General features: G+C 73.8%; 17 protein-coding genes. 4 read left to right on the top strand and 13 right to left on the bottom strand.

The annotated features are described in order from the left end of the window. Positions 1 to 38: 38 nt before the first annotated feature. The 11 genes from ACFT55_RS02100 to ACFT55_RS02050 all read right to left on the bottom strand — a co-directional run bounded on the left by ACFT55_RS02100 (position 39) and on the right by ACFT55_RS02050 (position 15,864). Positions 39 to 407 carry a roadblock/LC7 domain-containing protein gene (locus tag ACFT55_RS02100; protein WP_380240996.1) on the bottom strand — a complete coding sequence of 123 codons (369 nt, stop codon included), beginning with the start codon at positions 405 to 407 and terminating at the stop codon, positions 39 to 41. 473 nt (positions 408 to 880) lie between these two features. Beyond that, positions 881 to 2,533 (bottom strand): FAD-binding protein, encoded by a 1,653-nt coding sequence (locus ACFT55_RS02095; RefSeq protein ID WP_380240994.1) that lies wholly within the window; start codon positions 2,531 to 2,533, stop codon positions 881 to 883. A gap of 102 nt (positions 2,534 to 2,635) precedes the next feature. Next, entirely contained in the window at positions 2,636 to 3,631 is a 996-nt protein-coding gene (locus ACFT55_RS02090) for a LacI family DNA-binding transcriptional regulator (RefSeq protein WP_380240992.1), read from the bottom strand. 9 nt (positions 3,632 to 3,640) lie between these two features. After that, positions 3,641 to 5,074 (bottom strand): Gfo/Idh/MocA family protein, encoded by a 1,434-nt coding sequence (locus ACFT55_RS02085; RefSeq protein WP_380240990.1) that lies wholly within the window; start codon positions 5,072 to 5,074, stop codon positions 3,641 to 3,643. Positions 5,075 to 5,188: 114 nt separating this feature from the next. Beyond that, a complete protein-coding gene (locus ACFT55_RS02080) occupies positions 5,189 to 8,407 on the bottom strand; it encodes a sugar-binding protein (RefSeq protein ID WP_380240988.1) in 3,219 nt (1,072 codons plus the stop codon). Between the two features lie 5 nt (positions 8,408 to 8,412). After that, positions 8,413 to 9,354 (bottom strand): carbohydrate ABC transporter permease, encoded by a 942-nt coding sequence (locus tag ACFT55_RS02075; RefSeq protein ID WP_380241002.1) that lies wholly within the window; start codon positions 9,352 to 9,354, stop codon positions 8,413 to 8,415. Positions 9,355 to 9,359: 5 nt separating this feature from the next. Beyond that, entirely contained in the window at positions 9,360 to 10,355 is a 996-nt protein-coding gene (locus ACFT55_RS02070) for a carbohydrate ABC transporter permease (RefSeq protein ID WP_380240985.1), read from the bottom strand. A gap of 58 nt (positions 10,356 to 10,413) precedes the next feature. After that, complete coding sequence (locus tag ACFT55_RS02065; RefSeq protein ID WP_380240983.1) at positions 10,414 to 11,817, bottom strand: ABC transporter substrate-binding protein; 1,404 nt, start codon at positions 11,815 to 11,817, stop codon at positions 10,414 to 10,416. A gap of 86 nt (positions 11,818 to 11,903) precedes the next feature. After that, positions 11,904 to 12,575 (bottom strand): alpha/beta hydrolase, encoded by a 672-nt coding sequence (locus ACFT55_RS02060; protein WP_380240981.1) that lies wholly within the window; start codon positions 12,573 to 12,575, stop codon positions 11,904 to 11,906. Positions 12,576 to 12,655: 80 nt separating this feature from the next. Further along, a complete protein-coding gene (locus ACFT55_RS02055) occupies positions 12,656 to 14,335 on the bottom strand; it encodes a S41 family peptidase (RefSeq protein ID WP_380240979.1) in 1,680 nt (559 codons plus the stop codon). Beyond that, on the bottom strand, positions 14,332 to 15,864 hold the full coding sequence (locus ACFT55_RS02050; protein WP_380240976.1) for an amidohydrolase family protein: 1,533 nt from the start codon (positions 15,862 to 15,864) through the stop codon (positions 14,332 to 14,334). Before ACFT55_RS02050 ends, ACFT55_RS02055 begins: the two co-directional genes overlap by 4 nt. Positions 15,865 to 16,044: 180 nt before the next feature. On the opposite strand from ACFT55_RS02050, the gene ACFT55_RS02045 reads away from it, so the two are divergent. Genes ACFT55_RS02045 through ACFT55_RS02035 form a run of 3 tightly spaced genes read left to right on the top strand, consistent with a single transcriptional unit; the run spans position 16,045 to position 19,115 of the window. Beyond that, positions 16,045 to 16,833 carry a hypothetical protein gene (locus ACFT55_RS02045; RefSeq protein ID WP_380240974.1) on the top strand — a complete coding sequence of 263 codons (789 nt, stop codon included), beginning with the start codon at positions 16,045 to 16,047 and terminating at the stop codon, positions 16,831 to 16,833. A 31-nt stretch (positions 16,834 to 16,864) separates the two neighbouring features. Beyond that, complete coding sequence (locus tag ACFT55_RS02040) at positions 16,865 to 18,295, top strand: FAD-binding oxidoreductase (RefSeq protein WP_380240972.1); 1,431 nt, start codon at positions 16,865 to 16,867, stop codon at positions 18,293 to 18,295. A gap of 4 nt (positions 18,296 to 18,299) precedes the next feature. Beyond that, complete coding sequence (locus tag ACFT55_RS02035; protein WP_380240970.1) at positions 18,300 to 19,115, top strand: alpha/beta fold hydrolase; 816 nt, start codon at positions 18,300 to 18,302, stop codon at positions 19,113 to 19,115. A gap of 12 nt (positions 19,116 to 19,127) precedes the next feature. Here ACFT55_RS02035 and ACFT55_RS02030 read toward each other — a convergent pair whose 3' ends face one another. Continuing rightward, the gene (locus tag ACFT55_RS02030) at positions 19,128 to 20,051 is read right to left on the bottom strand and encodes an SDR family NAD(P)-dependent oxidoreductase (RefSeq protein ID WP_380240968.1); all 924 of its coding nucleotides are present in this window, start codon (positions 20,049 to 20,051) and stop codon (positions 19,128 to 19,130) included. Positions 20,052 to 20,130: 79 nt separating this feature from the next. Between ACFT55_RS02030 and ACFT55_RS02025 the strand changes: the two genes are divergently transcribed. After that, a complete protein-coding gene (locus ACFT55_RS02025) occupies positions 20,131 to 20,664 on the top strand; it encodes a TetR/AcrR family transcriptional regulator (RefSeq protein ID WP_380240966.1) in 534 nt (177 codons plus the stop codon). Positions 20,665 to 20,767: 103 nt separating this feature from the next. On the opposite strand, the gene ACFT55_RS02020 is transcribed toward ACFT55_RS02025, so the two are convergent. Then, positions 20,768 to 21,535 (bottom strand): MBL fold metallo-hydrolase, encoded by a 768-nt coding sequence (locus ACFT55_RS02020; protein WP_380240964.1) that lies wholly within the window; start codon positions 21,533 to 21,535, stop codon positions 20,768 to 20,770. Positions 21,536 to 21,565: the final 30 nt, after the last annotated feature.

Here is a 21,565-nt window from a genome sequence, read left to right as displayed (position 1 = left end):
GAGTCCCTCCGTCCCGTCCCTCCGTCCTGGTCGACGCGTCAGATGACGATCTGCCGCGCGACCTCGGCGACCTTGAGCCGGCCGAGCGCGAGGTTCCCGCGCGACCGGTCGAGGACGACGTAGGCGATGATCGCCTGGTTCCCGTCGAGCGGGATGACGCGGGCGACGTGGTACTGCCCGGTGAAGGTGATGAGCAGGTCGTCGAGGTCGTCGGCGATACCCAGCGCCCGCATCGACTGCAGGCTCGAGCGGACGGCCTGGGAGTTCACGGCGGCGACCTGTTCGATGTCGATCGCGCCGGCGCTCCTCGTCCCCAACGACATCCCGCTCTCGGCGTCGACGAACACTGCGCCGACGACGCCCGGGTGCGAGATGAGTTCGGTGAGCGCGTCGTCGATGCTGGCCATGAGCGGTCCTCTCGGTCGGTGGTCGATGTCGGCCCGCCCCGCACCCTCAGGTGCCAGGGCAGGACCGTGGTCATCGGTGGCATGGACCGACCCGTCGTCAACGCCGCCTTCCGCGGCCGGGGAGCGCCGTTCGGACGGGTCCAGGCCGAGCAGGATCCGCAGGTCGAACTCCGAGGTGTCGGGCGAGGCCGGGGCCGCGTGGGCGGCCTGAGAGGTCCTCGACCTCTTGCGAAGAAACGGCACGTGGAACATTCCCCAGAAGTGAAACGCTATTGACGACCAGCGGGCACCGGTCCGGTGGCGACATTACCTCACGGAGCACCCCGTCAATTCGCCCGTCTGCCATTCCGTCGACATAGTGCTGTCTCAATTGAAGAATGGCATATCAGCCGTCTCGACATTTCCTCAGCAATTTCCGTCCGACGCTTCAGACCCTTGCGCCCGGCCGCGGTACGACCGCGCTCGCCGGAGGCTCAGCCGTCCGCGCGCGCCATCCGCCGCGCCGCCCGCAGGCCGAACACGGTGGCGGGCCCGATGGTCGACCCCGGGCCGGGGTAGGTCCGCCCCATGACGGACGCGGAGGTGTTGCCCGCCGCGTACAGGCCGTCGATGACGCTGCCGTCCTCCCGCAGCGCGCGTCCGTCGGCGTCGGTGACGACCCCGCCCTTGGTGCCCAGGTCGCCGATCACGACGCGGTACGCCACGAACGGACCCTTCTCGAGCGGACCGAGGTTCGGGTTGGGGCGCACGAGCGGGTCGCTGTAGTACCGGTCGTACGCGGAGTTCCCGCGGCCGAAGTCGCCGTCGACCCCCGTGCGCGCGAAGCCGTTGAACCGCCGCACCGTGCGCTGCAGCGTCGCCGGGTCCGCGCCGATCGCCCCGGCCAGCTCGGCGATCGTGCCCGCCCGGTGCGCGATGCCGGCCCGCCGCATCGCCTTGACGGCCCGCGGGTCCATCGCGAAGGTCTGCAGGTAGCGGCGCTGGGCGCGGGCGTCCAGGACGAGCCAGTACGGACCGTCCTTGTCGTGGGCGAGCATGTGGTGGCCGAGGTCCACGTACGACTCGGACTCGTTCGCGAACCGCTCTCCGCGCGCGTCGACCATGATCGAGTACGGCATCGACCGCTCCCCCACGATGAAGGCGGGCGACCCGCCGGGCGGGGCCTCGACCGACGCGCCCCACCAGGCGTCGTCCATGAGCTCGAGCGCCGCACCGGCCTCACGAGCGATCTCGATGACCTGCCCGACGTTGCCCGGGTTGCCCGAGGGGTTGCCGTCGATGCCGTGGTACTTCTGCCGCCAGTCGGGGTTCGACTCGAAGCCGCCTGCCGCCAGCATCACGCCCCGCGTGGCGCCGACGGTCACGACCCGGCCCTCCCGGCGCACCCGGACGCCCACCACCCTCCCGCCGTCGACGACGAGGTCCTCCAGGGGCGAGGACAGCCACAGCGGGACCTCCCGCTCGACCAGCAGGGCTCGGCCGAACGACGTCATCAGCGCGTTCCCGATCCCGACGAGCCGCTTGCCGGTCACCACCCCGCCCAGGGCACGGAACACGAACCGCGCGCCGCGCACGAAGCCGGCCGGCGTCGACCACGCACGGCCCAGCAGCCACACGTCGTCGGTCTTCGCGGGCAGCGCGATCGCCGACCGCAGCGTGTGCCACCAGTCCCCGAGCGGCTTGGAGTCCAGCGGCTCGACCTCGATCGACCGGCCGATCTTCCCGCCGGGGAGCTCGGGGTAGTAGTCCGGGTAGTCCTTGCCCCGCGAGAAGCGCATCCCGTGCCGCTCTGCGGTCGTGACGAGGTCGGCCACCCCGTCCACGAAGGCCTCCTTGCGCTCTCGCGAGGTCGACCTGCCCACGTCGCCGACGGTCTCGTCGAGGTATGCCAGGGCCTCTTCGCGCGAGTCGCCGGCACCGTCGCGCTCCATCAGCGGGTTGTCGGGCAGCCACAGCCCGCCCCCGGACATCGCCGAGCTGCCGCCCCACTTCTCCGTGCCCTCGACGATCAGCACGCTCAGCCCCGCGTCCACCGCACCCAGGGCGGTGGCGAAGCCCGCGGCCCCGCTGCCCACCACCACGACGTCGTAGGTGTGGTCGAACTGCTGCTCGGACGGACCAGGCATGACGACTCCTCTCATCCGGACACCACTGTCCGGTTCGCGTGCCTGCGATCCTCCAGCACGCCGCGCGAGGCGTCAACGGGTCTGTCGCTGCCGCGACGAGGGTCAGGTCGAGGGGCCGTGCACGAGGAGCGGTTCCACGAACCGCTCTCCCCCGTCCGCCTCCGGCTCGATGACGTTGTCCGCCGCGACCCGGCCCACCCCCATGAGGTCGAGGTCGATCGTGGTCAGACGCCGGAGCTTCTGGTCGATGACGACCTCCTCCCAGTTGTCGACGCCGACGACGGCGACGTCGTCGGGCACGCGTCGCCCCCGTGCCTCGAGGGCGTCGAGCACCCCGAACCCGATGTGGTCGTTGCCGCAGAAGACCGCGTCGTAGCGGGGCTGCTGCTCGTCGAGGAGGCTGACAGCCTGCTCGCCCCACTCGCGCCGCCAGCTCCCGTGCAGGGTCACCAGCGGGGCGATCCCCGCCTCCGCGAGCCCGCGCCGGAACCCCGCCGCACGCCGGCGCACGGCGAGGTCGTCCGCGTCCGCCGTCACGTGCGCGACCCGGGTGCGGCCCCGCTCGACGAGGTGGCGGGCCGCGAGGTAGCCGGCGCGCTCGTTGTCGGGGAGGAACACGAAGTCCTCGGGGTCGTCGGTCGCGGCGAAGGCGTACGTGACGGGCACGTCGAAGTGGTGGGTGATCGACGGCGTGACCCGGGCGTACCCGGACCCGACGACGAGCAGCCCGTCGATGCGGCGGTCCTGGAGCGTCCGGACGCTCTCCGTCATGTCGCGGTGGGCGTCGATCCGACCGTCGAAGACGAGCGCGGCGCGTTCCCGGCTGCCCAGCCGCAGGATCGCGCCCATGACGACCGGTCGGGAGAACGTCGCCGTCGCGCGGTGGGTGAGCAGGCCGACCGTCCGGCTGCGCCCGGACGCGAACGACAGGGCGAGGGCGTTGGGGCGGAAGTCGAGCCGTTCGGCCGCCTCCCGCACCCGCGCCTTGGTGGCCGGGGACACCACCGGGCTGTCGTTGAGCGCCTTCGACGCGGTCGCCTTCGACACGCCCGCCACCGCCGCGACGTCGCTCAGGCGCACGGCACGTTGAGTCGACATCAGACGATCCTATCCAGCGAGGGCCGCGCGGCCGGGGGCGGCGACAGGGGCGGCGCGGACGGTCGAGGCGACCTCGAGCGCCGGCTGCGCCGCGCCGAGGTCGAGGTCACGGACGGCGACCGGCAGCCCGCTGGCGAGGGACTCGTTGGCCGCCACTCCCACGGCGAGGGCCCGCACGCCGTCGAGCCACGTGGCCGCCCGGCCGAGGTCGTCGTGCGCACTGCCGAGGAAGAGGTCGCGGAGCAGCGCGTCGTCCGCGCCGCCGTGCCCGCCGGCGGCCTGCGGCACGGCGATCTCCCGCGCGCTGGCGAAGTGCTCCTGCACCACGAGCCGCTCCCCCACCCGTCGGGGGCCGTCGTCAGCTGCCGCGTCCCCCGCGGCCGTCGGGTCGACCGGTCGACTCCCGCCGTCGGCCAGGACGGCGCCGCGCTCGACGACGGTCAGCTCCGCCCGCCCCCGCGTCCCGTTGAGCGCCACCGTGTAGCCCTCCCAGGGAGAGTGGGCGTTGAGCGAGTACGTCATGGTGGCGCCCCGGGCGTAGTCGACGACGACGGACAGGTTGTCCTCGATGTCGATCCCCGGCGCGAACACGTCCTGGTCCCGCAGGTAGCCGTCGTGCTCCTCCTGCTCGTGGTACAGGCCACGCAGGAGGTCGTGCTCGCGCAGGTCGAGCGCGAACGGGTCGCGGTCCGCCCCGTCGTACGTGCCCCGGGCAGGCCGGTCGCCGAGGCCGCGGCGGGCCGCGTTCTCCTCGCCGTAGAAGCGGAGCCCACCGCTGGCGTACACCCGCTCGGGGGCGTCGGCGAGCCACCAGCCGACGAGGTCGAAGTGGTGGGAGGACTTGTGGACCAGGAGTCCGCCCGAGCTCTCCTTGCGCCGGTGCCAGCGGCGGAAGTAGTCGGCCCCGTGGGAGGTGTCCAGGAGCCACTCGAAGTGCACGGAGGTGACCTCGCCGATGCGGCCGTCCGCGACGACCTGCTTCAGCGCGGCGTTCCGGGGCGAGTACCGGTAGTTGAACGTGGTGACGACGTCCCGCCCCGTGCGGTCGACGGCGTCTGCGATGCGGCGCACGCCCTCGGCGTCCGTCGTCAGCGGCTTCTCGACGACGACGTCGGCACCGCCGTCGAGGGCGGCGACCACCACCTCTGCGTGCGCGTGGTCCGGCGCCGTGACGATCACCCGGTCGATGCGGGACCGTGCCACGTGCGCGGAGAGCGCGGCGAGGTCGATCCGTTCGGGGGCGGCGAGGCCCGCCTCCGCGAGGCGCCGTTCGTTCCACTCCAACCGTCCCGGGTTGGTGTCGCCCCAGGCCACGAGCTCGGCGACCTCGGCGTAGGGGCCGGCGAGCGCCGTCAGGTAGAGCTGGGCGCGCCCGCCCGTGCCGATCAGCGCGTACCGCGTGCTGCGGGCCGTCGTCGAGCGGGTCGTCGTCGTGCGTGTCATGGAGATGGTCCTCTCGGCCCGGCGCGTCGGCCGGCCTGTCGGTGATGCGGTGTGTCAGCGGGGGGTGCGCAGGGGCACGGTCACGACCTGGGCACGGTCACGACCTGGGCACGGTCACGGCCTGGGCACGGTCCGGACGGGGACGACCGGGACGAACAGCGCCGAGTCCTTGCTCGGCCCGATGCCGCTGCCCCACTCGAGGAAGCCCTGCCGGGCGCCGCCGTCGTTGTCGTTGACGAGGACGGAGAACGCGAACACCCCGTCGTGCGGGTCGATCCCCAGCTCGTCCCAGGGCACGAGGACGTCGTAGGTCGTGGTGCCGTCGTCGCGCGCCACGTCCGCGGCGACGTCGTCGACGACCCCGACCGGGGCGGTGTACCGGTAGGCGCTCGCGCTCCCGACCGCCGGGTGGACCCCGATCTCCACCCGCGACGCCGGGTCCTCCCCCGGCAGCCCGCGCGCGACGGCGAGCTGGATCGAGTCGCCCTCCCACAGCCGGTCGACCGCGGCGGAGACGCGGTGGTCGTCGTCCCGCACCGCGGCACGGAGGCGGAGCCCGCGGTCGCTCCACGAGAGCGCGAACGTCCCGCCCAGGTCGTCGGTGTCGGGCGTGGCACCGCTGATCGGGACGTAGGTGCCCCGGGCCCGCCAGTCGACCACCGCCGCCCGGCGGGGGTTCTTGGCGACAGGTGCCAGTGCCGTCGTCCCGGACAGCCTTCGCACCTCTCCCCCCGCGGTCGCCGTGAGCGTGAACGGGTACGGCTGCCACGGCTCGAGCGGCGCGGGGTCGAGCACCGACGCCGACGTGCTCCCCGGGTCCACCGCGACGTCCGGCAGCACGCCCTGCGTGTCCCCGACGGTCCAGGTGATGTCGCCGACCGTCGTGGCGTCCCCGCCAGGGAGGTTCTCGACGTCGAGGGCGAGACCGACGTCGCCCCGCCGTCCGGCGGCCGGGCCGAGGGAGAGCAGCGGGTTCTGCACGACGTCCGTGGTGTCGTCGACGTAGGCGACCACCGCGTCCCCGCTGCGCACCGTGTACGACACCGGGTGCACGCCCGGCTCGCGCATCGCGTCCAGCGCGAGCACGCCCTGCACCTGGTCACCGGTCCCGGAGAGAGCGACCCCGCCGCCCACCGGGCCGACGATGCTGACGTCGCCCGTCACCCCGAGCGCCGCGCGGTCCACGCCCACGGGGACGTCGGCCCCCTGGCCGAGCGCGACCTGGTCGGGGGTGCCGACCTCGGCCGCGGCGTCGGGCACGATCGTCGTCGCCCCCACGGCTCCGGACACGTAGACCGGGTCTCCCCCGACCGTCAGCTCCACCGGGCCGTCCGGCCGCGCCCGCCACGACCGGCCATCGGCCCGGACGACCCGCGCCGACGCCCCCGTCTTCACGGACACCGTGACCGGGGCCCCCGTCGCCCAGATCATCCGCACGGCGCCGCCCGTGGCGTCGGTGAAGTCGGCGGTGATCGCGCCGTCCAGCCGCCGCAGGGCCGTGAGCGTGCGGCCCGCCGTCAGCCGGGTGAAGGTCGCGAGCGCCGGGTAGGCCGGCTTGGGGGTGAGGGCCGTGCCGCCGGCGGCCGGCAGCCGGGTGAGCCCGAAGTTGTGCTCGGGCTCGGCACGGTTCGCGCCGGAGTCGATGAGCTCGTAGTAGATGACCCGTTCGACGCCCGCCGCCTCCAGGAGCGCCGCCGAGCGCACGACGTAGGCCGCCTGCTGCTGCTCGGTGGTGCCGCCGGTCGTCGTCGTCCAGCCGTGCTCGCTGAGCCAGATGGGGATGTCCCGCCCGGGCGCGTACTCGTCGACGAGCGCGCGCAGGGTCGCGACGCCCGCCTCCGTGCGGCCCTCGGGCGCGACGGGGAAGTCGTACGTGTGGTAGCTGACGGCGTCGAGGTAGTCGAGGCCTCCGAGAGCGAACAGGTCCTCCATGAAGTCCCACCGCGCCCCCGCCGTGACGGGACCGACGACGCGCGCGCCGGGCGCGGCGGCGTGGATGGCGTCGGCCGCGGGCGCGAGCAGGTCCAGGTAGCACGCGGCGGTCGTGCCGCACGCCCCCGTGTTGAAGGAGTGGTTGAACTCGTTGTAGACCTCGTAGTCGACGCCTGGCCCGTAGTGCGCGGCGGCGGCCGCGGCGTACCGGGCGTACGCGGCGATCCCCTCGGGCGTGCTCGGCGTCTTGCCGTCGTCGTACCACCTGCTGAAGTAGGCGAGGATGACCAGCGGCCGCTCGCCCCGCGCCTTCGCCGCCGCGACCTGCGCGTCGAAGTGCGCGGGGAACTCGTAGACGCCGGGCGCCGTCTCGACGGTGTCCCACGACGGCCCCTCGCGCATCGTCCCGGCGCCCAGCGGTGCCATGAGCGCGTCGACCTGCTCCACCGAGTACCGGTTCACGTGGACCGCGACGCCCACCGGTCGGTCCGACGAGGCCGCTGCCCCGGGCGCCTCGACGACCGCGAGGGACCCGGTGCGGCTGAGCGCGACCGGGGCGTCGATCTCGAGGGTGAGGCCGTAGTACCCGGCGGGCAGCCCGGACAGGTCGATCGACGCCGAACCGCCGGAGACGGTCACCGTCCCCGTGTCGACGCGCTGCCCCGACGCCGCCCGGAGCTCCCAGTCCACGCTCTGCGCCACCGTGCGGACGCCGACGTGCGCGTCGCCCGCCCGGTAGACGAGAGCGGTGTCGGCGAAGGCGAGCGTGCCGGGCGGGGGCGCGTGCTGCTCGAACGACGGGTTGACGACCAGGTTGTCGTCGTCGCCCGCCGCGGCCATGCGCACGTCGTCGAGCCAGACCGTGCCGGCGCCGCGCACGAGGAACCGCAGGACGAACGTCATGCTGCCCGTGGGCTGGGTGTAGCTCCACTCCAGCTTCGTCCAGCCGTTCGTCCCCGCGGGCAGCTCGACGCGCTGGGTGTGGTCGCTGCTGAGCACGACGTAGGCCGCCCCGGCGGAGGAGAGGTCCGCGGTGCGCACCCACGCGCTCATGTCGTAGGTGACGCCGCCCGTCGCCCGGACGTTCTGCCGCAGGTCGACGTACGAGGCCGAGTACGGCGTCGTGAAGTCGACCCGCGCCGAGGCGGCTCCGTCGTGGGCCTGCGCGGTGTCCGCGGCGATCACGAAGTCGGGGCTGCCCGAGACGGTCGTGGTCCACCCCTCGAAGGAGTCGGACGCGGCGAGGTCGGCACGGGCGGGCGCCGGCGGCGTCACGAGCACGCCCGCGAGGACCGCGAGCGCGGCGAGGAGAGCGGGGACGGCCCGGCGCGGCCGTCGTGTCGTCAGGGGCGTCGTCGGGGGCGTCGTCGCGGGCGTCGTCGTCGGCATCGTCGTCGGCACCGTCGTCACCCCTTGACCGCGCCGGCCTGGCCGGCGCTCCGCAGGAACTGGCGCTGGAAGAGGACGAACAGCACCACCGGGATGAGCACCGAGATGAACATCCCGGCCATCAGCAGATGGGTGGGGGCCGTCTCGCTCACCCGGAACAGGCCGACGGACAACGGCTGCAGGTCCGGCGAGGGCAGGACGAGCAGCGGCCAGAGGAACTCCTTCCACGAGGCCACGATCGTCAGCAGGGAGACCACCCCGACGACCGGCCGCGACAGGGGCAGCACGATCGACCAGAACACGCGGAACACGCCCGCGCCGTCGATCCGGGCGGCCTCGAAGACGTCGCGCGGCAGCCGGTCGAAGAACCGCGCGACGAGCAGCACGTTGAAGGCGCTCGCGGAGGTCGGCAGCCACACCGCCCAGAACGTGTTGACGAGGTTGACCCCCAGCAGCGGGACGTCGAGCACCGTCACGTACAGCGAGATGAGGGAGACCACCCCGGGGATGAAGAGGGTCGCCAGCACGGCGGCGTTGACGGCCTTCGCGTACCTGGGGCGCAGCACGGCGATGCCGTAGCCACCGGTCAGCGCCACGAGGAGGCCGAAGAACCAGCAGCCGGCCGCCATCCACACCGTGTTGAGCAGGTACTGCCCCACGTGGACCTGCGTCCAGGCGTCGGCCAGGTTGTGCCACTGGATGCCGCTCGGCCACCAGGCGAACGGCTCGCGCAGGATGTCCTGGCTCGTGGACAGGGCGGACTTGAACAACCAGAGCAGCGGCCCGAGCGCCACCAGGCACAGGGCGGCGATCAGCACCCCGGTGAGCACGCGTGTCGTGACGCGCACGGAACGGCGCGACCGGTCGAGCGTGGAGATGTTGGACCGCTCGTCGGGGTCGGCGCCCGCCGGGGCGCGCCGCGCGGTCGCGCGCACGGGGGTCGTCACTCTGGTCGTCACGCTGGTCACGATTCGCTCCACTTCCGGGTGAGCCGCAGGTAGACCGCGGAGACGAGGCTGAGGGCGACGGCGAGCAGGAGGCTGAGGGCTGTCGCCTTGCCGAAGTCGCCCGAGAGGAAGGCGTAGTTGTAGACGAGCATCAGGAGCGTGACCGTCCGGTTCTCCGGCCCCCCTCCCGTCATGACGAACGGCTCGGTGAAGACCTGCATCGTGCCGATGATCTGCAGCAGGAGCATGAGCAGGATCACGCTGCGCAGCTGCGGCAGGGTGACGTGCCACGTGCGCTGGAGGATCGACGCCCCGTCGACCTCGGCCGCGTCGTACAGCTCGGTGCGGATCGACATGAGCGCCGCGAGGTAGATGATCGTGGCGGTGCCCGCCGTCGCCCACGTGGACTGGACGACCATGCTCGGCATCGCGAGCCCAGGATCCTGCAGCCAGCCGACCGGCGGCACGCCCATCCAGCCGAGGACCGTGTTGAACAGCCCGGTCCCGGACGGGTCGTAGAACTGCTTCCACAGGAGCACGCTCACCACGGGCGGGATGATCACCGGCAGGTACGCCAGCACGCTCGAGATCTGCCTGCTGCGTCGCAGCTCCGCCATCACCATCGCCATGAGGATCGGCAGCGGGAAGCCGATGACCAGGGCGAGCGCCGCGAACCAGGCCGTGTTCCCGAGGGCGGTCCACAGGAGCGGGTCGGCCAGGACGCGCCGGAAGTTGCTCAGCCCGACCCAGCTGGGCTCGGTGACGAGGTCCGTGTGCTGGAACGCGAGGACGAGGCTCTGCACGATCGGCCACCACGCGAAGTAGCCGAAGGCCAGCAGCAGCGGCACGAACATGAGGAGCGTGGCAGGGCCGCCCCCGCGCGCCCACCGGGCGAGGGGGGCGAGCGGGGACCCGCGGCGCCGTGCCACGACCGGGGGCGCGGTCGCGGCACGCTGCGACGCGGGCGAGGCGTCGGCTGCGGGCGGAGCGGTGACGGTCACGGGCTTCTCCATCTTCGTGGTGTCGGGCGCGGAGCGGTCCCGGGGCGCGCGCGGCACCCCGGGACGAGGCTCAGCCGGCGTCGACCAGGTCCTGGACCTGGGTCTGAGCCTTCTGCAGCAGCTCGGCGGGGTCGGCGTCCTCCCGCGTGAGGACGGCCTGCACCACCGGGTCGAGCGCCGCGTACAGCTCCTGCGCCTTGACGGCGGGCTCCGGCACGATCGTCGCGTCCGGCAGGCTGTCGATGTAGGCCTGGTAGTTCTCGCGCGGCACGTTGACGTACGGCTCGATCCACTTCAGGTAGGTCGCGTACTGCTCCGCGGAGACGACGGGCACCTCCGGCAGCCCCACGGGCAGGTCGTCCGCCACCTGCGACTTCGCCCACGCGACCGCGGACTCCTCGTCGACGTAGCGGTCGAGGAAGTAGTACTTCGTCCACTCGAGCGCCGCGCAGACCTGGTCGGGCGTCGCCTTCGGGTTGAACCACTGGATGTTGCCGCCGCCCAGCACGCCGACCGGGTCGTCGCCGGTCGGGAACGGTGCCAGCCCGAAGTCCTCGGCGGGCATGCCCCGCGCGATGACCACGCTGTTGTAGAGGTTCGCGCCGTTGAGGCTCTGGCCGACCGAGCCTGCGGCCAGGTCGTCGCGGATCGTGTTGTTGTCGTGCAGGAAGTCGTCGCCCGCGGCGTCGAGGTCCCACCGGACGTCGTGCAGGAGCTGCAGGCTGTCGCGCATCCCGGGGGTGTCGAGGGTGACCTTGGTGGCGTCGCCCTGGCCCTCCTCCGCGACATCCCCGTTCGAGTACGCCATCGAGGTGAGGAGCCAGCCGCCCACGTTCCCCGTCGTCGGGATGATGAACCCGGCCTGCCCGGTCTTCTCCGCGATCGTCGCCGCGTCCTCCCGCACCTCGTCCCACGTCGCGGGGGGCGCGTCGGGGTCCAGGCCGGCCTTCGTGAAGAGCGCGCGGTCGTAGACGAGCCCCATGGTGTACGCGGCGCGGACCACGCCGAAGGTGTGGCCGTCGGCGTCCTGCGTGACGGAGGTGAGCTGGGGGTTGAGCTGGCTCAGGACGTCGTCGTCCTCGACGTTCGCCGTGATGTCGGCGGCCTGTCCCCGCTCGATGAGCGACTGGATGTCGGTGAAGGGCACCTGCAGGGTGGTCGGGAGCGTCCCGCCGACCAGGAGGGCGGAGAAGGTCGAGACGTCGTACTTCGTCTCCTCGTCCTCGATCGTGATGTTCGGGTGCAGCTTCTCGAACGCCGCGATCGCGTTCTCCCAGGCCTCCAGGGTGGCAGCCTGGTCGGACGTGGGCCGCTCCCCGACGGTGATCGTGACGTCGGCGTCCGGGTCGCAGGCGGCCGCGGCCGGCGACCCGGCGTCCTGCTCCGTCCCGCTCGAGCACCCGCTCATCACGAGGCCCGCGAGCGCGACGCTCGAGACCATCCCCCCGACGCGGCTCCAACGACGCTCTGGCATCCCTCTACTCCTTCGTAGACATCCCGGACCGATTCATAAAACCGGTTTCACTCCGGAACACAGACTGCCCGCGGGGGCGAGGGCTGTCAACCCCCGGTCTCACGGCGGGCGCCCTCGACGGCGCCGACGCCCTCGAGCCACCCCTCCCGGGCCAGCCATGCCTCGCAGGCCCGCGTCCAGCCGACCCGCGGGTCGAGCCCGCAGCCGTGCCCGCCCACGGGGTACAGGTGCAGCTCGTGCGCCACGCCCGAGGTGGTCAGCGCCGCCGACAGCAGGCGCGAGTGCTCCGCCGGCACCTTGGGGTCGTCGAAGGAGTGGAAGAGGAAGAACGGCGGCGCGGCGGGCGTCGTCAGAGCGTCGAGCGAGAGCGCCTTCCGGCGGACCGGGGTGTCGTCGGCCCCGAGCAGGACGCGCGCCGAGTCGCGGTGCACGTGCTCGCGCAGGGAGACGACGGGGTACCCGAGCACGGCCCCGTCGACGCGAGAGGAGGGGCCCGCCGGGGACAGCGCCGCCAGGCCCGCCGCGTGGCCGCCCGCGGAGAAGCCCACGAGCAGCACCCGGTCGACGCCCTGGGACCGGAGCTCGGCGACCCGCGCCGAGATCGACAGGTGCGCCGCCGGGTGGGGGCTGCGGACGGGGTAGCGCAGGACGCTGGCCGGGAGGCCCTGGCTCCGCAGCCACGCCGCGACCGGCTCCCCCTCGTGCGGTGCGTGCGTCCGATAGCTCCCGCCGGGGAGCACCACTGCGTGCCGTCTCATCGACCATCCCTGAAACCGGTTTTGTACGGGGCGTCAGCGTGACACCTGCGTACCCCGGCGGGCAAGTCGGGTGCTGCGGGCTACCCGTCGGCGAGCAGCGCGGTGCAGTGCTCGAGCAGGTCGTGGTTCCCGTCGACGACGTCGCGCTCGGTCATGTCGTACCGCTCCTCCCCGGCCACCCCGACGTCCTCGATCGCCAGCCCCGCCGACGTCCCGGAACGGACCATCCGGCGCACCGCGACGGCGAAGCCGATGCCGGGCGGCAGGGGTGGGAGCGGTCGGCGGGCGGCGTGGTACGCGTACTGGACGTCGTCCCCCGCCCAGACGTTCGCGCCGCCCCCACCGGTGGCGGCGCCGACGGCGACGACCCGCCCGATGCCGTGGTCCACCACGCCTGCCGCGAACAGGTCGCCGCAGGAGTACGTGGTGGCGTCGACGACAGCCACGACCGGTCCGCGGTAGGCGCGCCGGAGGCCGTTGCACAGCTCCGGGTCGGCGAGCGGCAGGTGCTGCGAGAACTCCTCCCCCAGGTCGAGGGCGGCGCGCAGGGAGCCCGCCCAGTCGGCGAGGTCGGCCCCGTTGCCGTCCGCCTCGGCGATGTCGGCCATGGCCGGAGTCGCACGGCAGGCGAAGCGTGCCGGCTCGATGCGCCGGTCGGTGAAGAGCTGGAAGAGCCGCTCGGCCGCGTCGACGACGCCGCCGGGGTTGGACCGCAGGTCGACGACCAGCCCGGTCGCCGGCAGCCGGCGCAGCAGCCGCGCCACCTCGTCCGCGAACCGGCCGGGCTGGCGCACGTCGAAGGTCCACAGCCGCAGGTAGCCGAAGGTGCCGCGCGACGTCGTGACGGAGCGCGCGGCGACGGCGTCCGCCATGCTGGTGCGCAGCCAGCCCGACCCCTTGGCGCGCGGCTGGGCGACCTCACGGTCGCGTTCCCACAGCTCGGTGGCGAACAGCAGCTTGCGGGCGCGCCGCGCCGACTCCCCGACCACGTCGATCGCCCGTCGCGTCCGGGCCCCCACCCGGTCGTCGGCGGTGACGGCGGACTCCGGCCGGATCGCCCGCCACCCGAACCGCGCCGTGCGGTCACCCTCGGCAGGCGGGTCGTCGGGGTGCCGGTAGCCGACGTCGACCCAGAGCTCGTCGGGCGGGGGCAGGTACGCGAGCGGCCGCTGGGTGAGCGTCTCCAGCGCCCGGGCCCGGCGGGCGTCCGGGCGACCGCCCGTCAGGGTGTCGGCGAACAGGTCGACGGCACGCGTGAAGGGCACCGCGTTCCAGGTGGTGAGCCGCACCCCGGGCGCGAAGGCCGGGTCCGGCACCTCGTCCGTGGTCTTGGTGACCACGAACGTCGGCGCCGTGTACGGGCCGAAGGACTCCACGAGGAAGGGCAGCGCGGCGACGTAGGCGTCCGCCCCCGGGGCACCGACGAACAGCTGGGTGTGCTGGTCGCGCAGCCGGTTGACGACCGCGGTGAGGGCCCGCAGGAACCCAGCGGGGTCGACGAAGGGGATGTCGCGGCGCAGGGCGGCGAGCGCCCGGAGGGCGTCGTAGCCGTACAGGGCGCGCTTCTGCCCGTAGTGCACGTAGACGTCGGTGACGAGGGTGGTCCACAGGTCCACGAGGTCGTGCTGCTGCGTCACGGTGAGCACCACGGGCTCCGGGCCCTCCGCGGCGGCCGGGTCCGCCGTCGCACGGGAGGGCACGACGTCGTCGAGGCTGCTGCCGGCGCGGGCGCGGACGGCCGCCCGGCTCGGCGGCGTCATCGCCCGAACCTCGCCCGCAGGGGCGCGAGGACGCCGCCCGGGATCGGGGCGGCCTCGAGGAGGTCGAAGTACGCCGCGTCGTGCTCCAGGGTGGGCACGGGCGGGATCGTCACCGTGGCGGGGTTCTTCGGCGGCCCCGCGCGCCCCGTCCGCCGGGTGTCCGGCATGTCGAGGAACAGCTCGAGCTCGGCGTCCGGTGCGAAGCGAGGCCCTGCCGACGCGCGGGCCTGGGCGTTCGCGATCGCCTGCTGCGGGTCCTCCTGGACGGCGCGCAGCGTGTCGAGCACGGCCGTCCAGGACCAGGCGCGCTGCGGGTCGGCAGGGTCAGGCAGGGCGACCCGCCGCCGTCGGCCGCCCACCGTGACGGTGAAGCTGGGCGGTGCGCTCGCCGCGGTCATGAGGGACGAGTCGCCGTAGCGGGCGACGCCGCCGACGACGACGAGCGCGACGTCGCGCTCCCGTGCCGCGACGACGCGTCTCCAGGCGTCGCCACGACCGCGTCCGCGGACGACCGTGACGTCGGCGAGCGCGCCCGGGACCAGCCGTCCCACGGGGCGGTGCCAGCACCGCTCGAGGAGCAGGCCGGGGTTGCTGGTGACCATCTCGACGATCTGGGCGTCGGTCACGGCGTAGCCGAGGTGGTCGGCGGCGATGCGGGCGACCTTCATCTCCCCGAGGAGGTTCTTCGTGCCGGACGGCCCCCAGTCGCTGCCCAGGCAGACGGTGACGCCGCGGGCCCGCGCGTCGTCGACGAGCGTCGTCTCGGCGTACAGCAGGAGGTTGGACGTCGGGGACCAGACGACGCCGCCGGCGTCGGCGGGGGCCCACCGGGCCCACCGGTCCGCGTCGACCGCGCACGCGTGGACGGCCAGCAGGGTGGGCAGCAGCCCGTCGGCCCGGTCGAGGTCGGTGTAGTCGGCCAGGACGCGGGAACCCCGGCGCCCCTCGGCGCAGTGATAGATGAACCCTGAGCCCGCGATCATGCGCCGGACGGCGGTGGTGAGCGCCTCGCCCGTCTTGGTGACGACGGACGTGTAGACGAGGTCGTCCCGGCCCGTGCCGACGTCCTCCGCGTCGACGTTGCGCATGACGGTGCGGTACCCCCGGTTGGCGGTGGGCCAGCCCTGCGCGGCCGCCGCCCCGCCGGCCATGGCCCGCACCTGCACGTACGCGAGCAGCGCCTCGGGACAGGCCTTCGCGTACACCCAGGCGGGCTCGGTGACGGACTCGGTGTAGGTGTCGGCGTCGGGCCAGTGCTTGTTGTGCAGCCACGGCTCCGTGCGGCCCGGCTCGGTCCAGAGGGGCAGCGCGTTGTAAGCGAGGTGGTTGTGCATGTCGACGAACCCCGGCAGTACGTAGGCGTCGCCGACGTCGACCTCGGTGGCGCGGGAGAATCCGGCGACCCGCCGGCGGCCGGTGGTCACCTCGACGACCGTGTCGCCGTCGATCCAGACGCGCCCGGGTGCCGGGGCCTGCGCCGCGCCCTGCGCCATGGGCGCGACGTTCCCGGTGATCACCAGCTGCGACATGGCTGTCCCCCGTTCGGGTCGACCCCGGCAGGCGGGTGCCCGGGCCGGGGTGCTGCCTCATTGTCGGCACGCGCGGCGACGCCTCACCGGGTGCACGGTCCGACTTCACCCGGTGCCCGCCGTCCGCGTCGCGGGGCGTGGCGCTCCCTCCTCCACGGAGACGAAGGACGAGGAGCAGCCATGATCACCGACCCGTTCGACACGGGACCCACCGGACGGTTCCGGACCCTGTGCCGCTCCTACCCGGACGACACCGTGTTCCGCGGCGCCGACGGCTTCCGCTCGCTGTGGGGGCCGGTGTTCTACCGGGGCCGCGCGAACGGGACGGCCCGGCTCCTCGTCGTGGGACAGGACCCGGCCCAGACGGAGGCGTTCACGCGCCGCATCCTGTCCGGGCAGGCGGGCCGGCGGGTCCAAGGGTTCGTCGAGAAGCTCGGGTTCACGTCGGGCTACCTCATGGTGAACGCGTTCCTGTACGGGATCTTCAACCAGTCCATGGCGCTGCCGCACCTGAACGACCCGGAGATCGTGGCGTACCGCCACCGCTGGTTCGCCGCGGCGCTCGCGCCGGGGCGCATCGAGGCCGTGGTGACCTTCGGCACCCCCGCCTTCGAGGCGTGGCGCACGTTCGTGGACTCGCCCGAGGGCGCGGGGGTCTCCGTGCCCCACCAGCGGGCCCTGCACCCGACGGCCGACAAGCCGGGCGGCCCGATCTCCCGCAAGGACCTGCTGGAGAACTGGAACGTCGCGCTCCGCCGTCTGCACGCCCAGGTCCGGACCCCCGACGTCGTCACGCCCCTGGTCCCCTACGGCGACGACTTCACGCCGCAGGAGCTGCCCGGCATCCCGAGCCGTGACCTCCCGGCCGGGCTGCCGCCGTGGATGCGCAGCACCGACTTCTGGGCCGTCCTCGGCGACCCTCCGGGCACCGAGCGCGCCAACATCACCGTCGAGGTGCCGTCGCCCTGAGCGGGAGGGACAGGGATACGATCCGGGCGAGATGACCCACCATGAGACGTCCGCGCTGGCCGCGGCCCTGAAGTCAGCCCTGCCCGACGGCGCCGTCCTGTGCGACGCGGCGGCCGTCGGTCCTTACGCCCACGACGACGCCGAGTGGGCGGACTACGCCACCCCGGCCGCCGTCGTCCTCGCCACGAGCGTCGAGGACGTGGTCGCCACGGTGCGCATCGCCGGCGAGCACGCCGCTCCCGTCGTGCCGCGGGGCGCAGGCACCGGGCTGTCCGGTGGCGCGAACGCGATGCCGGGCGCCGTGGTGCTGTCCCTGGAGCGCATGACCCGGATCCTCGGGATCGACACCGCGGAGCGGTTCGCCGTCGTCGAGGCCGGGGTGCTCAACGACGACCTGCGCCGCCGCGTGGCGGCCGACGGGCTCTGGTACCCGCCGGACCCCGCCAGCCAGGCGATCAGCACGATCGGGGGCAACGTCGCCACGAACGCGGGCGGCCTGTGCTGCGTGAAGTACGGCGTCACGCGGGACTACGTGCTCGGGATGACGGTCGTCCTCGCCGACGGCACGGTCGCTCGGCTCGGGCGCACCACCGCGAAGGGCGTCACCGGGTACGACCTGACCGGTCTGCTGGTGGGATCTGAGGGCACGCTCGGGATCATCGTCGACGTGACGGTCAAGCTCCGCCCTCTCGGCGGCAGGGAGGACCGCGCGATCGTGGGCTGGTTCCCGTCCCTCGCCGCCGCCGGGGAGGCGGTCGCCGCCGTGTCCGCCGCCGGCATCGTGCCCGCGGCGCTGGAGCTCATCGACAGCACCTGCCTGCGTGCGGTCGCCGACTGGCAGGGCTGGACGCTGCCCGAGGGCGCGGCCGCGCTGCTCCTCGCGAAGGTCGACGAACCCGGCGGCACCGGCGAGGCGTTGGCGCAGCAGGTCGCCGGGCTCTTCGAGGCTGCGGGCGGCACCCACGTGGAGCGCGCGTTCGCCCCGGACGAGGTGGACCGGCTCTTCCTGGCGCGCCGGCTCGCCTACCCCGCGCTGGAGCGGCTCGGGCCCGTGCTCACGGAGGACGTCTGCGTGCCTCGCTCCGCGGTGCCGACGATGCTCGCCCGCATCGAGGCGATCGCTGCGGGCGCCGACGTGGTCATCGCCAACATCGCCCACGCCGGGGACGGCAACCTGCACCCCCTGATCATCGCGCCCGAGGGCGACGACAACGCGAAGGCCCGGGCCAAGGCCGCGTTCGACCGCATCGTCGACGAGTGCCGCGCGCTCGGCGGCACGGTGACGGGCGAGCACGGCGTGGGTCTCCTCAAGCTCCCCGGGGCCGCGGCCGAGCTCGACCCCGCCGCCCTGGCGATGCACCGCGCGATCAAGGACGCGCTCGACCCGCGCGGTCTGCTCAACCCCGGCAAGGCGTTCCCTGCCGCACCTCTCCCCAGCGGAAGACGACCCAGCGAAGGATGACCCGATGACCACCCTCGTCGCCGACGACGACGTCCGGCTCGACCTCACCGAGCACGGCGACCCGGCAGGCCGACCGGTCGTGCTCCTGGCCGGGTTCAAGGCGGCCGCCACGTCCTGGCGGTACCAGGTCGCGCCCCTGGCCGCCGCCGGCTTCCGCGTCCTGGCGGTCGACCTGCGCGGCCAGGGCGCCGCCGAGCGGCCGGACGCCGTCGACATGGACCGTCGTGGCCGCGACGTCGCGTGCGTCCTCGACGCCCTCGACCTGCGCGACGCCGTCCTGGTGGGCGGCTCGATGGGGGCCAGCACCATCTGGTCGCACCTCGCGCAGGGCGGCGCCGAGCGTGTCGCGGCGGTCGTCTCGGTGGACCAGACCCCGGCGATGCTCAACACGGACGGCTGGACGCATGGCTTCTACGGCTACGACGAGAGCAACGTCGACACCTACTTCGCCGAGGGCATCCCCGACACCGGCAAGGGCACGCCGATGCTCAGGCGCGGGATGCGGCTCGTGCGCCTGCGGCGCGCGATGCGCGGTGCCGAACAAACTCTCACCCCGGGCGAGCTCACCCTCCTGGACGACCACGCCCGGCGGGACTGGCGACCGACCGTCGCCGCGACGGGCGTGCCGGTGCTGTTCGTCGCGGGCGCCGACAGCGAGTTCTGGCCGAGCACCCACGCCGCGGCGTCCGCCGCCCTGGCCCCGCACGGCGAGGCAGCCGTCATCGCCCGCGACGGCCACGCCGCGAACATCGAGCAGCCCGCGGAGTTCAACCGCGTGCTCCTCGACTTCCTCGGACGCGTCGCACCGGCCGGGGGCTGAGCCCGGCGCCCGTCAGAGGACGGGCTCCCCGCCGGCCAGCTGGGCGAGCCGGGACCAGAGCCTCGAGGTGACCTCGGGCGCCGGGTCGGCGGTGGCGGGGTCGGGGTCGATCCGGGTGGGCACCCCCCGCGCACCGTCGGCGGGCGCGTAGTACTCCCCGCCTCGTGCGTCCGGGTCCGCGAGCGCGCGGACGCCCGACCACGCCGCGGCGTCCTTGCCCTGCGCCCAGGGAGTGAAGGGGTTGCGCCGGTACGGCACGGTGTCGTCACGGATGCCGGGCCGGCGGGGGGTCTTCGCGTCGACACCGACCCCGGGGCGGGTGACGATCGACGCGAGCGGCAGGCCGGCCGCGCGCAGGCGCCGGTCGAGCTCGAAGGCGTAGACCTCGGTGGCCGTCTTCGCCTTGACGTACGCCCCGAGGCCGGTGCGGGGCGTGCGGTCGACGTCGTCCACCCGCACCGGGAGCTGCTGCACGAAGCCGGTCGACGCGTGGACGATGCGGCCGGCTCCCTCCCGGGCCTGCTCGGCGAGGGACGGCAGCAGCCGGGCGACGAGCGCGACGTTCGCCACCGTGTGCGCGCCGAGCATCAGCGGCAGGCCGTCGTGGGTGCGCGCCGTCCGGGAGAGCTGCATCGGTCCGCCGTTCAGGAAGATCCCGTCCAGCCGAGGGAGGTCGGCGAGCCGGTCTGCGGCCGCGGCCACCGACGACAGGGAGGTCAGGTCGACGGGGACGTGATGGGTGACCGCCCCGGGTGTCTGCTGGTCGATGGCGCGGCTCGCCTGCTGCAGCTTCGCTGCCGACCGGGAGGCCAGCACGACCTCGGCGCCGGCGACGGCGAGCTGTTCGGCGGCGAAGTACCCGATGCCTCCGGTCGCCCCGGTGATCGCGTAGACGCGGCCGCGCAGGTCGGGCAGCTGGTGCGGGTCCCAGTTCATGTGGAGCTCCTATCCGGATGAGTTATCCGCTGAGAGTACTCCAACCGGATGCTCCATCCGGTTCCGCTACGCTGGACGCATGGCCGCACTGAGAGCCGACGCCGCGCGATCCCGTGCCCGGATCCTCGAGGCTGCGCGAGGAGTGCCGCCCGGCACGATCCGCCTCAACGACCTCGCCCGCGACACCGGCCTGGGCGTCGGGACCGTCTACCGCCACTTCCCGACGGTGGCCTCGCTGCTCGAGGCCCTCCACCTCGACGCCCTGGAGGAGCTGGCGGAGACCGCGCGCCGCGTGGCGGAGTCGCCGTCCCCCGGCGCGTCCTTCCTCGACCTGGTCAGGCACGACGCCGAGCTGCTGCTCACGCGCGACGGCCTGCGGGAGCTGTTGATCGCCGCAGACGTCTCGGACGAGGTCCGCGCACTGCGCGAGCAGTTCCTCCGTTCGGCGGGGGTGGCCCTGGAGGCCGCCGTCCGCGAGCACCGGGTCCGCGCGGAGATCTCCGTCGAGCAGATCCAGCGGCTCGTGTGCGGGGTGGAGTACGCCGTGCGCCTGGGAGACGGGCGCGACCGTGTGCTGCTGCTCGACGTCATGATCAGCGGGCTCCGGGCCTGATCCTGGTGCTCGCCGGCCGGAGCCTGCCGACGTCGAGGGCGCGTTGCGCGAGGTGCCGGACGCCGCCCCTTTCGCGGGAGGCGGTCGCGGCACGACGGCCGCGTCAGTGGGCGCCCGTGGCCCGCGCCCTGGCGACCGCCTCGGCCACAGGTCCGTGCCACGGCTCGCCGTGGCCGGGCAGGAGGGTCCGCGCGCCTGTGGCGACGAGCGCGTCGAGCGAGCTCAGAGCCGTCACGCTGTCGGCCGTGGCGGCGCCGGCGACGATCTGCGGCCCTCGCTCCCCGGTGTACGGGTCGAGGGTGACGAGCGCGTCGCCGGTGAAGAGGACCCCGCGGTCCGGCAGGTGGAGCGCGCAGTGCCCGGCGGTGTGGCCCGGACTGAAGACCACGCGCGGCGCCCCGGGCACCGGCAGCACCGCGTCCGGCTCGGCGTGCCGCAGGCCCCGGGCCCCGGGGACGCGGAGAGCCCCGGCGGCGACCATGGACGTCAGCACCGGCAAGGACCGGGGATGCCGCAGCGGGTACCAGGCCCGGGCGTTCTCGTGGGCGTACCGGTACGGGTGGGCCGCTACCGCATGGTCCTCCTGGTGCAGCCAGACGGGGACGCCGAGCACCGCCTGTGCGCGCGCCGCCGTCCCGGTGTGGTCGAAGTGGGCGTGCGTCAGCACCACGGCCGCGACGTCCGCCGGGGTGCGTCCCAGCTCGCGCAACGCCCTCCCGAGCACGTTCCACGCGGCGGGGAGCCCGGTGTCCACGAGGAGGACGCGGCCGTCGTCACCCGTCACGAGGTAGACGTTGACGAACGCGTGCTCGATCCTGTGCACCCGGTCGGCGACCTCGGTGACCCGTCCTCGTCGGTCGTCGGCCAGCATGCCGTCTCCTCGCCCCAGAGCGACGGCGGC

The organism is Isoptericola sp. NPDC057191, from assembly GCF_042670225.1.
Lineage (GTDB): Bacteria > Actinomycetota > Actinomycetes > Actinomycetales > Cellulomonadaceae > Isoptericola.
The sequence above is the reverse complement of the archived record's forward strand: the minus strand, read 5'-3'. Positions and strand labels throughout refer to the sequence as shown.

Bases quoted from the DNA above. Each gene is read 5' to 3' on its own strand.
- ACFT55_RS02090 (WP_380240992.1), bottom strand. From the start codon at position 3,631: ATGTCGACTCAACGTGCCGTGCGCCTGAGCGACGTCGCGGCGGTGGCG.
- ACFT55_RS02095 (WP_380240994.1), bottom strand. From the start codon at position 2,533: ATGCCTGGTCCGTCCGAGCAGCAGTTCGACCACACCTACGACGTCGTG.
- ACFT55_RS02055 (WP_380240979.1), bottom strand. From the start codon at position 14,335: ATGACGCCGCCGAGCCGGGCGGCCGTCCGCGCCCGCGCCGGCAGCAGC.
- ACFT55_RS02030 (WP_380240968.1), bottom strand. From the start codon at position 20,051: ATGAACTGGGACCCGCACCAGCTGCCCGACCTGCGCGGCCGCGTCTAC.
- ACFT55_RS02065 (WP_380240983.1), bottom strand. From the start codon at position 11,817: ATGCCAGAGCGTCGTTGGAGCCGCGTCGGGGGGATGGTCTCGAGCGTC.
- ACFT55_RS02050 (WP_380240976.1), bottom strand. From the start codon at position 15,864: ATGTCGCAGCTGGTGATCACCGGGAACGTCGCGCCCATGGCGCAGGGC.
- ACFT55_RS02035 (WP_380240970.1), top strand. From the start codon at position 18,300: ATGACCACCCTCGTCGCCGACGACGACGTCCGGCTCGACCTCACCGAG.
- ACFT55_RS02040 (WP_380240972.1), top strand. From the start codon at position 16,865: ATGACCCACCATGAGACGTCCGCGCTGGCCGCGGCCCTGAAGTCAGCC.
- ACFT55_RS02025 (WP_380240966.1), top strand. From the start codon at position 20,131: ATGGCCGCACTGAGAGCCGACGCCGCGCGATCCCGTGCCCGGATCCTC.
- ACFT55_RS02060 (WP_380240981.1), bottom strand. From the start codon at position 12,575: ATGAGACGGCACGCAGTGGTGCTCCCCGGCGGGAGCTATCGGACGCAC.
- ACFT55_RS02020 (WP_380240964.1), bottom strand. From the start codon at position 21,535: ATGCTGGCCGACGACCGACGAGGACGGGTCACCGAGGTCGCCGACCGG.
- ACFT55_RS02070 (WP_380240985.1), bottom strand. From the start codon at position 10,355: ATGGAGAAGCCCGTGACCGTCACCGCTCCGCCCGCAGCCGACGCCTCG.
- ACFT55_RS02085 (WP_380240990.1), bottom strand. From the start codon at position 5,074: ATGACACGCACGACGACGACCCGCTCGACGACGGCCCGCAGCACGCGG.
- ACFT55_RS02045 (WP_380240974.1), top strand. From the start codon at position 16,045: ATGATCACCGACCCGTTCGACACGGGACCCACCGGACGGTTCCGGACC.
- ACFT55_RS02100 (WP_380240996.1), bottom strand. From the start codon at position 407: ATGGCCAGCATCGACGACGCGCTCACCGAACTCATCTCGCACCCGGGC.